Genomic DNA, 14,570 nt, shown 5'->3' on the forward strand with positions numbered 1-14,570 from the left:
GCGCCGGTCCATTTTGCATCCGTTGCCACGGCGCTTGCGACCGCATGGGCGCATGTTCCGCGTTGTGCACGGCTGGCGATATCGGACCTACCCGTGCAGCGGCCTCAAGTCCCGGGCATTTGTGACGAAAGAGCAGGTCATCTTTTCCGGATTGGTGGCCTATGCCGATATGGCAGGGCGTTGCGCCGGAAAACGGTCGCCGCTGATGTGCGCGGCCTGTTGTTTCACCTTTCCTGTATTCGGTTTTTCCGACGAGAGTGCTACGAATGAAATTTGATCAATGGAGCGTGTCCGCCAAGCTTTGGGGCACGCTGGGCGGCTTGCTGGCGATGATGCTTGCGGTATCGCTTTGGGCACAGTTTGCGGCGGCTCGCGCCATGGACCACGGCATGCAGACGTTGTCCGAGTACGAGAGTCGCATCAGCCTGGCCATTCAATGGAAGGGCGCAACGGAGACCACGGGCGAGCGGGTTCTGGCCAGCAATGCCTCCACCGATGAGGAACTGACCCGCCTGCTCGACGGCCGGGTCAAGGAAGGCTCGGCACTGATCACCAAGCTGCAGGCCGAGATCGTCAAGGGCGCCAGCGAGGCCGACAAGGCGGCGCTGGAGCGCATTGCCACCATCCGCACCGAGGTGCTGGCACTGAACAAGCGGGCGCGCGAGATCAAGTTGACCGGCGATGCAGCGGCATTCCGCGAGTTCGTCCAGCAGCAGTACCTTGGCGCCATTGGCCGCTACGTGGACTCGCTGGAAGTCTTCGTGCAGCTGCAGCGCAGCCAGCGCGATGCAGCCCGCGAGCAGGCCCAGGCCGCCCGGCAGCAGGCCAGCGTGCTGGCCTGGATCGTCCAGGGCGTGGTCCTTCTGGCGGGCCTGGCGCTGGCCTTGGTGCTGACGCGGGCCATCACCCGCCCGCTGGAACGTGCCGTGCAGCTGACGGACGCCATCGCCCAGGGCGACCTCACGGTGTCGGCCGATGACAGTCGCAAGGACGAGTTCGGCCACCTGCTGCGCTCGGTCTCGGGCATGGCGGCGCGGCTGCGCGGGCTGGTGACGGAGGTGCGTGACAGCGTGCATTCCATCTCCACCGCATCCACCGAGATTGCCGCGGGCAACCACAACCTGTCTTCGCGCACCGAGCAGACGGCATCCAATCTGGAGGAAACGGCCGCCAGCATGGAGCAACTGACCGCCACCGTGGGCCAGGCTGCCGACACCGCGCGCCAGGCCAATCATCTGGCCGGCAGCGCCGCCCAGGCCGCCGAGCGCGGCGGCGCCGTGGTGGGCCATGTGGTGGCCAGCATGGATCGCATCGGCGACAGCGCGCGCCGCATCTCCGACATCATCGGTGTCATCGACTCCATTGCCTTCCAGACCAACATCCTGGCGCTGAACGCTGCCGTGGAAGCGGCCCGCGCTGGCGAGCAGGGCCGCGGCTTTGCCGTGGTGGCCGGTGAGGTGCGGGCCCTGGCCCATCGCAGCGCCGAGGCCGCCAAGGAGATCAAGGTGCTGATCAGCACCTCGGTCGATGCCGCGCAGGAAGGCTCGGCCCAGGTGGCACAGGCCGGACAGGTCATGGATGACATCGTGGGCAGCGTGCGCAAGGTCTCGGACATGATCGGCGAGATCACGGCATCTTCCACCGAGCAGCGCGACGGCATTGGCCAGGTCAACCAGGCAGTCAGCCAGCTGGACCAGATGACGCAGCAAAATGCGGCTCTCGTGGAGGAGTCCGCAGCGGCGGCCGCCGCCCTCAGCGACCAGGCGCAGCGCCTGTCGGGCATGGTGGCCGTGTTCAAGGTGGGCCATGCCGTGCCAGCCTTGCGTTGACCAGCACCAAGGCGCAATGACACACGCAGAAAAAAGGACCGCCCGAGGGCGGTCCTTGAAGAGAAAAGCCGGTGCCCTTGCGGGCCTGCCAGGGTAAGTCAGTGAGAGGGGAGGGAGGAGATAGTCTCCCTGGCCCGGCTGGAAAATGGTTCGTGGTGGCTGCGGATCGCTCCAGTGGCCGCCTGGACTTTGCCGCTGCGTGGTTGCATCCACATGGCTTGCGCTTGCTGCAAAGGCATGGCCAACATGATTTTGGAGAGCAGGGCTGTAGGACAGTTCCCTGTGTGATACCTGCTGTTTCCCTTGTTGTGATTGCTTGGGTACCGAAACATGCCGGCACCCGCCGGTTCACGCATCTGCACTACATTGAAGAATTTGTAACTTCTGAGCAATAGGGTTAACCCGTTGCTTCTGGCAGCAAAAAGCCCGCACTTGGCGGGCTCTGTCGCAGCTTGGTGGCTGCCAGGGGGCGGGCTGCGCCGGACCTCATATGGCGAAGGGAGTGCGGTCCTTGCCTTCGATCCAGCGGGGCTGCTTGCCGCGGCCGGTCCAGGTCGCGCCCGTGGCCGGGTCGCGGTACTTGGGGACGCCGACCACGCGGAAACCGCCACCAGCCTTGGCTTTGGACGAAGGAAAGACGTCAGCCTCGGTCAATCCGTATTGGTCGATGATGGTGCGCACCTGGGCAATGGCTCCGGACTTCTCGGTCTTGAGCACTTCGGCGATCTGGGCTTCGAGATGGGCTTTCTGCTGCAGCAGTGTCTTGTAGTCGGTAGTCATGTATATCAATGGATGTTGATCTGCCAATATAAAGGAATCTTAGGAGACTTTTGGCAAAGTGAGCCTACACTGCCGCGCAACACCCGGACGGCGACAGGCGTATTGCCTGGAGCCTGTCTGAGAACGGATTCCCATCTTGCCCGAGTCTAGGCGAGTCGGACGCTGATTTTTGTAGCGTATGGAAACCGGGCCATCGCGTCTGCCACAGCGGCGCAGGTGCTGGGGAACAGGGCTGTGTAGCAGGCGCCGGCCACTTTGATGATGCATCGCTTCATGTTTCTCTTCCCTTGAATGACAGATCTGCCTTCTTATCGGCATTTTTGTATCAAGGTGAAACACTTTCTTGCCCGGCTCCCTGCCGGCCCCCGATGGGAAGCCACTCTCGATCAATGGCAGTCCATGCAAGGGAAGAAAAGGCCGCGTGGTGCACCCCAAAAATATGAGGGAGGGAAAAACACAGGGTGCGCGGCGCAAACGGCAGGGTCCTGGAATCAAGGCTCTGGCGTTTGCGACAGAAAAATCCCGCAGCCAGGGCGGCAAGTGTCTGTGTTACAAATTGACACTATAGCACGCATCCTTCAAGCTTGTGACTGGTTCTTGCAAAAGGCTGACGACTGCAGCTTGGGCGGCGCTGCCAGCAATGCAGTGCCTGCAAGAAGGGGCTAGCCAGCGGGCTTCTTCGCACGCAAGAAGCAGGCAATTACAAGGGCAAGTACGCACTCTTCGAGCTCTGGCGGCCGATGCGTCTCGGATAGGCTCGGTGGGCATTCACAGCCCTCGTTTTGCCTTCACTACGCATCATGTTTCAAACACTTCGTGCCCGCCTGATCCTCATCTGCGTAGCAATCACCGTGGCCGCGCTGTTCGCGCTGTCCATGGCCACCTTCTGGACGGCGCGCAGCAGCACGCTGTCCGATATCGACGAAAACATCGGCCAGCTCACGCGGGCCCATGCATCCACACTGACCGACTGGGTTCAGGACAAGCAGCGCATCACCGGCTCATTGAAGAAGGCGGTGGACCAGCCGGACCCCGTTCCCTTCCTGCTGGCCGGCCAGCAGGCTGGCGGCTTCGATGACGCCTATTTCGTCCATGCCGACAAACGCGCCGTGTTCACCCATCCCATGCCGGAGAACTACGACGGAACCCAGCGCGACTGGTTCAAGCAGGCCGTGCGCGAAGGCCGGCCAGGCGTGACGCCGGCCTATGTCGATGCCAGCACCGGCGAGCTGACCATCAGCTTTGTCGATCCGGTCGGCAGCTCGGGCGCCATCACGGCTGTTGTCGGCACTGATGTGCGGTTGGCCGCCATGTCCAGGAAAGTGGCCGCCATCCGTCCCCAGGAAAAAAGCTTTGCCTTTCTGATTGATGGCGAAGGCCGCCTGCTGGCCTACGCCAAGCCCGAGCTGGCGCTCAAGCCCGCTTCCGCGATTGCCCCTGAACTCGATGCCGCGCTGATCAAGCGCCTGGCCGAGCAGGGCGGCCGCGCCGATCTGGTGCTCGATGGCGAGCCGCAGATGCTCTACGCAGCCAAGGTCGAGGGCACGCCCTGGACGCTGGCCGTGGTGATCGACCGCGCACAGGCCACGGATTCGGTGCGGGCGTTGCTGCAGGTGGCCGCCCTCATCACCGTGCTGTCCGTGCTGGGCGCGGCGGTGCTGCTGACCGTGGCGCTGCGCCGCATGCTCAACCGCCTGGCCGTGGCACGCGATGCGCTGCAGGACATCGCCTCGGGCGAAGGCGATCTGACCCGCCGCCTCACCTCTGCCGGCCGCGATGAGCTGGCGCAGATCGGCCAGTCCTTCAACCAGTTCGTGGACAAGATCGCCACGGTGCTGCTGCGCATTCGCGAGTCGTCGGAATCGGTGCGCATGGCGTCGGCAGAGATTGCGGGTGGCAACCAGGACCTGTCGTCACGCACCGAGCAGCAGGCCAGCTCGCTGGAGCAGACGGCAGCCGCCATGGAGCAGATCACGGCAACCGTGCAGCAGAACGCGGCCAATGCCCGCCAGGCCAGCGAGCTGGCCACCAGCGCCTCGCAGATCGCCACCCAGGGCGGAGAGGCCGTCGGCCAGGTGGTGCAGACCATGGGCGGCATCGAGGCCTCCGCACGCAAGATCGAAAGCATCATCGGCGTGATCGACTCCATTGCCTTCCAGACCAACATCCTCGCGCTGAACGCGGCGGTGGAAGCGGCGCGCGCCGGCGAGCAGGGTCGGGGCTTTGCCGTGGTCGCCAGCGAGGTGCGCACGCTGGCGCAACGCAGCGCCACGGCGGCCAGAGAGATCAAGGCGCTGATCGATGACTCCGTGGGCCAGATCGACACGGGCAGCCGCCTGGTGCGCAATGCGGGCACCACCATCGACCAGGCCGTGGACGGCGTGCGCAAGCTCAGCACGCTGGTGGCCGAGATCAGCAACGCCAGCCAGGAGCAAAGCCGTGGCATTGCCGAGGTGGGCAGCGCCATCGGCCAGATGGACCAGGTCACGCAGCAGAACGCTGCCCTGGTGGAGGAGGTCACGGCCGCAGCGCAATCGCTGCAGCAGCAGGCGGTGCAGCTGGCCCAGGCCGTGGCGGGCTTCAAGCTCGACGAAGGAAACGGCGCCTGCCGCCTGCGCTGAGCGCTGGCAAGACGCCGAGGCGGTGCCTGGTGTCAGGCCGCTTTGGCGCCCCCGGAATGCTCGCAGGCAAAGGCCGGTGAGTCGGCCTCGCCCGGCCGCTCGCCGGCCACGAAGTAGCGGTCGCGGCCGCTGGCCTTGGCCTGGTACAGCGCCGTATCGGCCATGCGCAGCAAGGCACTCAAACCCAGCGGTGGGTAGGCCATGTTCGTGCAGCCTATGCCAATGCTCAGAGTGGGGCAGATGGCTGCGCCATCGTTCATGTCGATGCGAATTTCGCGCGTGGCCTCGCACAGCCGCTGGGCCACGGCTCTGGCCGTGACGCAGTCGGCACCGGGCAGCAGCACCGCAAACTCCTCGCCGCCCAGGCGGCCTATGAGCTCATGCGGACGCAGCGCCTGCGACAGGCGGGCCGAGACTTCCTGCAGCACCCGGTCGCCGGCGGCATGGCCATGGCGGTCGTTGATGTGCTTGAAGTGGTCCAGGTCGAGCATCAGCATGGCGCCTGACTGGCGCTCGCGCTGCAGGCGCTCCAGCGTGCGCTGTGCGCGCTCCAGAAAGCTGGTGCGTGCCAGCAGTCCCGTCAGCGCATCGTGGTTCACTGCATGGCGCAGCTTGCTGAGCATGTCCTTGAAAGCCATGAGCGTGCAGGCTACGGCCAGCGGGCCGATCGACAGCATGGCCAGACCCAGGCGGAAGGAGAACGTCGTCTCCAGCTCGGTGCCGGGCGAGCTGAACAACACATGGGAAAACGTGGCCAGCTTGATGGCGCAGCTGACCAGGTTGAGCAGGGCGACCACGAACAGCCGATAGCGCATGGCGCACAGCAGCATGGCCGGCATGGTGAGCGACAGCGCGCCTGGTCCGCCCAGGTAGATGGCAATGGATTCGGAAATCGCCAGGGCAAGCAGCGGCAGCAAGGCCTGCGCCGTTTGTTTGAATGGCTGGCTGCGCCAGGACAGCGGCTCCAGCTTTGCCGGAAGGCTCAGCAGCACAGGCAGCAACAGGGTCATGTGCATCAACTCGCTGCTGAACCACATGGCCATCATGGGCTGCCAGGGCCAATGCATGAGATGGTGCATGCCTGCCGAGCCCAGCACGGCTCCGACCACGCTCACCAGCAGGCTGCACATCACCAGATGCAGCACCGAGGAAGGGGAGCGCATCTGCTGCACCCGCTGCGGCAGGCGCCGCATCATCACCCAGCCGCAGGCCACGGCGGCCAGGTCGGCAAAGGTCAGCCACAGGGTCTGGTCCAGCGGACTGCCAGAAAGCCATTCGGCCAGCGCCATGGCAATGGCGGCAGCCGTCCAGCCGTGTCTATGGCTGTAGGCAGGGCTGCGAAGCATCCAGCCCAGCAGCAGGGCGTTGGACAGCCACAGGGACGACAGATGCTCCGGAGAGCGAAGGCCCAGCGCCACGGCCGAGCACAGAAACAGCACCCCGCCCAGCACAAAGCTGTCCCGCCAGGGCGTTGCAACTTGTGGAAGGCTCCACGGATCTCCGGATGCGGCGCGATGTGACATATGTCTCCCCTGTGGAGACCGAATGGAGGCACCGGACTCTGCGCGCGTTCGTCGGGCATGGCGGCCATGCCTTTGTCATGGTGATGAACGAGCGGCCCGGCGGGCAGCGGGAACAGGAAATCCTCCTCGGGGCAGATAAAACAAGACGCGCGGGGTAACTTGAGTACACAAAATTTACGCCTGCGGGGCCAATCTAGCGGAAATGCATGTATTTGCAAGTACTGATCCATCTTGCATACAGCACGCTTTGAAAGCGTTTCGCAGGCGCCGGTAAGCCCGATCAGCACTGCCGCAAGTGGCAGCGGTGCGCCTGGAGCAGCTTTTGTGAAGGAAAGATGGGATGCATGCTAAGGATTCATGCGGTTCCGTAGTCAGGTCCCTGCGTGGTCCCTGCTTCCTGTCGCACCAAGAATTTGTAATTAGTTACTTTTGTTTCTGATGAATATCCCAAGAGCTGGTGGTGCCAGTTGTGGCGGCTGCTGGTCGGCGAGGGCTGGAGAGTCGCTCCTGCCGCCGCGGTACCAGGAAAAGTACGACTCCTGTCGATAAATCGACGATGAGCAACGCATAAAATCGCCGGATTGGTGGAGATCTCTGCCGAAATGTAAAACCACATCCGGGCAGCCTCCATGGGTGCTCGCCGTTGAAATCCAGGGAACCGCATGGAATACCGTCTTGATGAAACCGACCGCCAGCTGCTGCGTCTGCTGCAGACCAATGCACGGGCTTCCACCGCACATCTGGCTCGGCAGATGAATCTGGCGCGCACCACGGTGGTGGCGCGCATTGCCAGGCTGGAGCAAGAGGGCGTGATCGCCGGCTACGGCGTGCGCCTGGGCGCACGCGTGGAGCAGTCTGCCGTGCGGGCGTATTGCGGCATCCGCGTGCAGCCCAAGACGGCCACGTTGGTCATGCAGGCGCTCAACCGCTTCACCGAGGTCGAGGAGGTCTCTGCCGTCAGCGGCCAGTACGACTACATGGTGTTCGTGCGCTGCGAGAGCAATGAAAAGCTCGATGCGCTGCTGGACCGCATCGGCCTGATCGACGGCATTCAGCAGACCTATACCTCGGTGGTGCTCAGCCGCAAGATCGATCGGCGCACGACGGCGGCCCTGAGCCAGCCGGGCGAATCCGCTGCCTGACGGGCGCGCTGCAGCCCTTGCAACCACTGTCGGGTCTCTGACATCTGCTAGTGAAACTGCCGGGTAGGCAGTCCCTTGCGGCCCTCCTATGCTGTTGTGGGCCCCCGTACCAACAGGGGCCTTTCTTTGTGTACGCATAACACCAGGAGACAAAGCATGTACCCAGCGGTTCGCAGTGGATGGAAGCCCCTGTCATTGATTTGCCTGGCCGCCTTGGCGGCCTGCGGCGGTTCGGGCGGCGGCTCCAGCAGCAAGTACAGCGCGGAGATCCGCCGCACGGAAATGGGCATTCCGCACATCAAGGCCAAGGACTGGACGGGCCTGGGCTATGGCGCCGGCTATGCCCAGGCGCAGGACAACCTGTGCACCATGGCCGACTCCTTCCTGACGTACCGCGGGGAGCGCTCGCGCTACCTGGGCGGCGATGCCCAGGCCGTCTACGACAGCACCATCGACCGGCCGCGCAATCTCGACTCGGACTTCTTCTTCCGCCATGTCGTCTCCGATGACGCCGTGGCCGCCATGATCCAGGCCCAGCCGGACAAGCTCAAGCAACTGGTCGATGGCTTCGTGGCCGGCTACAACCGCGTGGTGCGCGAGACCCCGGCCGGGGCCAAGACCAATGCGGCCTGCGCGGGCCAGCCTTGGGTGCAGGCCATTACCGCGCAGGACATCTGGCGGCGCATGTACACGGCCAATCTGGCCGGCGGCTACAGCAACTTCGTGGCCCAGATCGCCAATGCCGTGCCGCCTGCAGCGGCTGCGGCAGCAACGGCCTCGGCCAGGCCGGCGAAGGCCCGGCCGGCCGCGACGCAGCTGGCCGCGCTCAAGCCGGGGCAGGTGGTGGCGCCATCATTGCAGGTGGGCGGCACCACGGGCATCGGCAGCAACATGTACGGCTTTGGCCAGCAGGCCACGGGCGGCGGCAGCAGCGTGCTGTTCGGCAATCCGCACTGGTACTGGAAGGGGCCGGACCGCTTCTATCAATCGCAGCTCACGATCCCCGGCGAGATCGATGTCAGTGGCGCCAGCTTTCTGGGCATCCCGATGGTGCTGATCGGCTTCAACAACGATGTGGCCTGGAGCCACACCGTGTCCACGGCGCGGCGCTTCGGCCTGTTCATGTACCAGCTGGCGCCCAATGACCCGACCCGCTATGTGCGCGACGGCAAGACCGAGGCCATGCAGGCCAGCAAGATCACCGTGAGCGTGCGCAATGCCTCCGGCGGGCAAGACCAGGTCACGCGCACGCTGTACAAGACCGTGCACGGCCCGGTGGTCAACCTGGGCGCCATGGACCCGGCGCTGGGCTGGACCACGCAGAGCGTGTTCGCCATCCGCGACATCAACGCCTACAACTACCGCACCTTCCGCAACTGGCTGCGCTGGAACCAGGCCAGGTCGCTGGACGAGTTCATCCGCATCCAGAAGGAGGAGTCGGCCATTCCCTGGGTCAACACCGTGGCCGCAGGGCGCGGCAATGCCCAGGTCTGGTATGCCGACATAGGCGCCGTGCCCAACGTGCCGCCCGCGCAATTGCAGGCCTGTGCCACGCCGGCCTCGGCCGCCATCAACGCGGCGCTGCCCCAGGTGCCGGTGCTGGCAGGTGGCAGCAGCCAGTGCGACTGGAGTTCGGATGCGGATTCGGTGCAGGCGGGCGCCATCGGCCCCGCACGTATGCCCAATTTGCTGCGCAGCGACTACGTGGGCAACATGAATGACAGCTACTGGCTGTCCAATGCCTCTGCGCCGCTGACCGGTTATCCGGCCATCTTCGGCTCCACCTCTTCAGCCCAGAGCCTGCGCACGCGCCTGGGCCACACCATGGCGCTGCAGCGGCTGGCGGGCACGGACGGCTATCCGGGCAAGCTGGCCACCAGCGACATCGTGCGCCAGATGGTGCTGGACAGCCGTGTCTACAGCGCGCGCTTCAAGGACGAGGCATTGGCCCAGGTCTGTCCAGGCCCCGTGTCCTCGGCGGGTGAAACGGTGGACGTATCGGCTGCCTGCACGGCGCTGCAGGCCTGGGACGGCACGGGCACGGCGGCATCCAGGGGCTCCCATGTCTGGGATGAGTTCTGGAAGCGCGTGGCCAGCCAGATCAAATCGGCCGACCTGTATGCCGTGCCCTTCGATGCGGCCGACCCCGTCAACACGCCGCGTGGCATCAAGCCCACTGCCAAGGCGGCGCTGCAAAAGGCGTTCGCCGAAGCAGTGAAGGCCGTGCAGGCCAGCGGCTTTGCCATGGATGCGGCGCGCGGCACCGTGCTGTTCTCGCAGCGCGGCGGCGACAAGATCGCGCTGTATGGCGGCTGCGGCGAGGTGGGCTACTTCACCATCACCTGCTCGGAAAACAAGATAGAGCAGGGCGGCTACAGCATGGATGGCCAGCCGCACGGCAACAGCTACATGCAGGTGGTGAGCTTCCCGTCGGCCGGTGTGGAGGCCCATACCTTCCTGACCTTCTCGCTGTCGGACGACCCGGCCTCGGCCCACTACGTGGACTACACCAAGGCCTACGGCGCCCGCCAATGGCTCAAGCTGCCGTTCACCGACAGCGCCATTCAGGCCAGCCCGGCCTACAAGACGCAGACCGTGAGCGAGTGAAGCCACCTGTAACCCGGTGACGGGCCGCCGGTTCGCTGGCGGCTCGCCGGGAGTGCAAAAAGCAACGGGGGCCGAGGCCCCCGTTGCTTTTGGAATGCGCTGGCCGTCAGTCCACGATGACGCGCGGCTCGCCCGCCTCCATGCGGCCGACGATGGCGGCACTGCCAAAGCCCTGCTCGGCAAACAGTGCAAGCACCTGATCGGCAACATCCGGCGCGCAGGACACGAGCAGGCCGCCCGAGGTCTGCGGATCGGTCAGCAGCGCGCGCTGCGCATCGGTGATGCCGGCGCCCAGCGCAACCTGCGCGCCATACGAGGCCCAGTTGCGGCCCGAGGCGCCCGTGATGACGCCCTGCTCGGCAAAGCCCTGCACCGTGGGCAGCACGGGCAGGCTGCGGCTGTCGATGCGTGCCGTCAGGCCCGCGCCGCGTGCCAGCTCCAGGCCGTGGCCCAGCAGGCCGAAGCCCGTCACATCGGTCAGCGCGTGCACGCCGTCCATCTTGCCCAGCGCCGTGCCGGGGCGGTTGAGCAGGGTGGTTGCTTCCACCATGGCGCGGTAGCCGGCCTCGTCCAGCAGGTTCTTCTTGAGTGCGGCCGACAGAATGCCCACGCCCAGCGGCTTGCCCAGGATCAGCACGTCGCCGGCCCGGGCGTCGGCATTGCGCTTCATCTGGCGGGGGTTGACGATGCCGATGCCGACCAGGCCGTAGATGGGCTCGACCGAGTCGATGGAGTGGCCCCCGGCCAGCGGAATGCCGGCATCGCGGCAGACCGATTCGCCGCCTTCCAGGATCTTGGCAATGGTGTCGTGCGGCAGCACATTGATGGGCATGCCCACGATGGCCAGGGCCATCAGGGGCTGGCCGCCCATGGCGTAGATGTCGGACAGCGCATTCGTCGCGGCGATGCGGCCGAAGTCATACGGGTCGTCCACGATGGGCATGAAGAAGTCCGTGGTCGCCACGATGGCCTGCTCGTCGTTGATGCGGTAGACGGCGGCGTCGTCGGCGGTCTCCGTGCCCACCAGCAGGTCCGGGAAGAACTGCTTGGGCAGCGCGCTCTTGCCGATCAGCTCCGCCAGCAGGCCCGGCGCGATCTTGCAGCCGCAGCCGCCGCCATGGGACAGCGAGGTGAGTCGGGGGGCTTGGGAGGTGTCTGTGGTCATGGAGCAATCCGGCGATCGGCGGCGATCGCAGTAGTGGGAAAGAGTGCCTGCCGCCAGCGCGGCGGCGCGCCATATTATGGGCGGGCACAGCGGGCGGCCATGGTACAAGCGGGCATGTCCAAGTCTTTCACTCATGACCGCGCATCCGTGGAGTGCGATCCCGAGACGGTGGTGGGCGTGGAGCAGCGCGGCTTCAACGCCTGGCCGGCCCAGCGCACCGTGCTCTGCGGCGACTGGCTGCTGCGCGCCGCGCAGGGCCATACCAAGCGCGCCAACTCGGCCAATGCCCAGCAGCCCGGCGCCCGCCTTGACGCCTTGCTGCCGCAGATCGAGGCCTTCTACGAGCGCCAGGGCCTGCCTGCCATCTTTCGCCTTTCGCCCCTGGCAAGTCCCGAGGCGGATGCGCAGCTGGCGCAGGCAGGCTACCTGCTGGCCGACCCTTCCCTGGTGATGCGTGCCGCATTGACGGACATGGCGCCGCCAGCGAACGACCAGGGCTGGACCCTTGCCATTCAAGCCCAGCCTGGCACGGCCTGGCTGCAGGGCTTTGCCCAGGCCGGCGCCGTGCCGGACCAGCACAGGCAGGCGCACCACCATATGCTGCAGTCCATTGCCTGGACCGCCGCATTTGCTTCGCTGCAAGTGGGCGGTGGAATGGGCGGTGGAGCGGGCGGCGAGGTGGTCGGGTTTGGCTTGGCCGTCGTGGAGCGCGGCTGCGTGGGCCTGTATGACATCGTCATCACGCCTGCGCTGCGCGGCCAGGGACTGGGCCGGGCGCTGGTGCATGGCCTGATGCACTGGGGGCAGACACAGGGAGCGCAATGGGCCGAACTGCAGGTGCGTGCGCCCAACATGGTGGCGCGCGGGCTGTATGAAAGCCTGGGCTTTCAGGCACTCTACGGCTATCACTACCGGCTGCCTGCCTCTGCGCTTTGAGGTGTTGCCGCATTGGCCCATCACGGGCGCCCCGGCGTGACAGTCCCGGCGGCCCGATGGGGTCGATATGTGAAAAAATGCTTCAGTGCGCCAGCGTGGCGCAATGCATGGATATTCCGTTCAAGGAGCCTTGGTTGGCAGCTCGCACACATCGCATACATCACACATACCGCAGGTGGGGCATGGATTGCAGGATCAAAGGCCTGTCTGCCCGGGCCTGGCTGGTCGTGGGTCTGCTGGCCTTGCAGGCCGGGCTGGTGGGGCATGCACATGCGGAGCCGGCGGCCGATGAGCATGAGCTGGGAGTGACGCGCACCGTCGTAGGCATCCTGGGCTACACGCGCTGGCCCACGGAAAGCCCCGTGCTGCGGCTGTGCGTGGTGGGCTCCACCGAATATGCCGACGACCTGCTCAATGGCGCCCCGCAGACCGTGGGCAGCCAGCGGCTGGAGGTGCGGCGCGTGGCGCCCGTCGATGCGCGCGCACTGGTCGAATGCGAGGGCATTTATGCCGGCCAGCTCGATGAGGCGGCCTGGCGCAAGCTCATGGAGCAGCTGGCCGGGCGGCCGCTGCTGACCATCAGCGAGCGGGGCGAGCTGTGCCGCATCGGTGCCATGTTCTGCCTGCGCCGCCGTGGCGAGGGCGCGGGCTTCGAGGTCAGCCTCGACTCCGTGGCCCGCAGCGGCCTGCGTGTCAATCCCAAGGTGCTGCAACTGGCGCGCCACAGGACCTTGCCATGAAGTTGTCCCTGTCCGGCAATGCCTCCCTGCGCAACGTGATCCGCCGCGCGCACCTGCGCATGGCGGCGGTGGCCATCGCGCTGGCGGGGGCGCTGCTGCTCATCGTCGGCGTGGCCACCCTGCGCCTGTACCTATCCAACAACCTGCATCTGGTGGCCCGTTCGCTGGCCTATACGGTCGAGGCATCGCTGGTCTTCGGTGACCGCGACGAAGCCGCCCGCGTACTGGACCAGCTGCTGCGTGGCGAAGGCGTGGCCCACGCCGAGGTCTTCGATGCCGAGGGCCGTCCGTTCGTGCGGTGGTCGGGCCATGGTGGCTCGGCGCTGTCCAGCATCGGGGAGCTGCTGGCCGTGGGCATTGGCCTGCCGCGCGCCGAGGCCGATGTGCGCCAGGACGGCAGGCTGGTCGGCAGTGTGCAGCTGGCCAGCGATGGCGTGGGCCTGGTCCGCTTCCTGGGCGCAGGTTTCATCGTGCTGGTGCTGTGCGTGGGTGTCAGCGGCTATGTGGGCCTGCGCCAGTCGCGCCGCATGCTGCGCGACATTGCCGAGCCGTTGCAGCAGCTGGCGCGCGTGGCCCGGGCCGTGCGCCATGACCGATCCATGGACCAGCGCGTGCCGCTGGCGCGCATTGCCGAGCTGCGCGAGTTGGGCGACAACTTCAACGCGCTGCTGGCCGAGCTGCAGACGCGCCATGAGCGGCTGCAGCAGCAAAATTCGGCCCTGGAGCGGCAGGCTTCGCGCGACAGTCTCACCGGGCTGGCCAACCGGCTGCATTTCGAGCAGCGACTTCAGCAGGCGCTGGACAGTGCAGCGGAGAGCGGGCAGAAGCTGGCCGTGCTGTTTCTGGACAACGACCGCTTCAAGCAGGTCAACGACGCCTACGGCCATGCCGTGGGCGATGTGCTGCTCAAGGCGGTGGGTGCCCGGCTGCGCTCGCAGGTGCGCGAGACCGATCTGGTCGCGCGGCTGGGCGGCGACGAATTCGCCATCTTGCTCTATCCCGTGGGCGGGGGCGGCGATGCGCAGATGGTGCGGGACAAGATAGAGGCTGCCATGCGCGAGCCATTGGTGGTCAGCGAAGGCGTGGTGCTGCAGCCTTCGGTCAGCGCGGGCGTCGCCCTTTTTCCCAAGCATGGCCAGAGCATGGAGACGCTGATGCGCCATGCAGACCAGGCCATGTACCAGGCCAAGGCCATGCGCCAGGCCGAACGAATCACAGGAGGATGAC

At 65.9% G+C, this 14,570-nt stretch carries 11 protein-coding genes; 8 read left to right on the forward strand and 3 right to left on the reverse strand.

Annotated features, from left to right (window positions below; all coding sequences use genetic code 11):
- Positions 1-52 precede the first annotated feature (52 nt).
- Positions 53-277, forward strand: coding sequence for a hypothetical protein (locus DACI_RS32050; protein ID WP_157059668.1), 225 nt, complete (start codon positions 53-55; stop codon positions 275-277).
- Positions 267-1,829: a methyl-accepting chemotaxis protein gene (locus DACI_RS17515; protein ID WP_012205311.1), complete on the forward strand. Its 1,563-nt coding sequence runs from the start codon at positions 267-269 to the stop codon at positions 1,827-1,829. Before DACI_RS32050 ends, DACI_RS17515 begins: the two co-directional genes overlap by 11 nt.
- A gap of 486 nt (positions 1,830-2,315) precedes the next feature.
- Here the strand turns inward: DACI_RS17515 and DACI_RS17520 are convergent, their stop codons facing one another.
- Positions 2,316-2,609, reverse strand: a complete 294-nt coding sequence (locus DACI_RS17520; protein WP_012205312.1) for an H-NS histone family protein — start codon at positions 2,607-2,609, stop codon at positions 2,316-2,318.
- Between the two features lie 800 nt (positions 2,610-3,409).
- Here DACI_RS17520 and DACI_RS17525 point away from each other — a divergent pair.
- Positions 3,410-5,230, forward strand: a complete 1,821-nt coding sequence (locus DACI_RS17525) for a methyl-accepting chemotaxis protein (protein WP_012205313.1) — start codon at positions 3,410-3,412, stop codon at positions 5,228-5,230.
- 32 nt (positions 5,231-5,262) lie between these two features.
- On the opposite strand, the gene DACI_RS17530 is transcribed toward DACI_RS17525, so the two are convergent.
- Positions 5,263-6,753 (reverse strand): GGDEF domain-containing protein, encoded by a 1,491-nt coding sequence (locus DACI_RS17530; RefSeq protein WP_012205314.1) that lies wholly within the window; start codon positions 6,751-6,753, stop codon positions 5,263-5,265.
- 662 nt (positions 6,754-7,415) lie between these two features.
- Here DACI_RS17530 and DACI_RS17535 point away from each other — a divergent pair.
- Entirely contained in the window at positions 7,416-7,895 is a 480-nt protein-coding gene (locus DACI_RS17535) for an Lrp/AsnC family transcriptional regulator (RefSeq protein ID WP_012205315.1), read from the forward strand.
- Positions 7,896-8,051: 156 nt separating this feature from the next.
- Complete coding sequence (locus tag DACI_RS17540) at positions 8,052-10,502, forward strand: penicillin acylase family protein (RefSeq protein ID WP_012205316.1); 2,451 nt, start codon at positions 8,052-8,054, stop codon at positions 10,500-10,502.
- Between the two features lie 106 nt (positions 10,503-10,608).
- On the opposite strand, the gene selD is transcribed toward DACI_RS17540, so the two are convergent.
- Positions 10,609-11,667 carry a selenide, water dikinase SelD gene (gene selD / locus DACI_RS17545; protein ID WP_043781849.1) on the reverse strand — a complete coding sequence of 353 codons (1,059 nt, stop codon included), beginning with the start codon at positions 11,665-11,667 and terminating at the stop codon, positions 10,609-10,611.
- 99 nt (positions 11,668-11,766) lie between these two features.
- Here selD and DACI_RS17550 point away from each other — a divergent pair, with 99 nt between their 5' ends.
- From DACI_RS17550 to DACI_RS17560, 3 genes are all read left to right on the forward strand, one after another.
- Entirely contained in the window at positions 11,767-12,603 is an 837-nt protein-coding gene (locus DACI_RS17550; RefSeq protein WP_043781852.1) for a GNAT family N-acetyltransferase, read from the forward strand.
- Between the two features lie 182 nt (positions 12,604-12,785).
- Entirely contained in the window at positions 12,786-13,343 is a 558-nt protein-coding gene (locus DACI_RS17555) for a YfiR family protein (RefSeq protein ID WP_043781856.1), read from the forward strand.
- Positions 13,340-14,569, forward strand: a complete 1,230-nt coding sequence (locus DACI_RS17560; protein WP_012205319.1) for a sensor domain-containing diguanylate cyclase — start codon at positions 13,340-13,342, stop codon at positions 14,567-14,569. The genes DACI_RS17555 and DACI_RS17560 overlap by 4 nt, the downstream gene beginning before the upstream one ends.
- The last annotated feature ends 1 nt before the right edge of the window (position 14,570 follow it).

The organism is Delftia acidovorans SPH-1 (assembly GCF_000018665.1).
GTDB lineage: Bacteria > Pseudomonadota > Gammaproteobacteria > Burkholderiales > Burkholderiaceae_C > Comamonas > Comamonas acidovorans.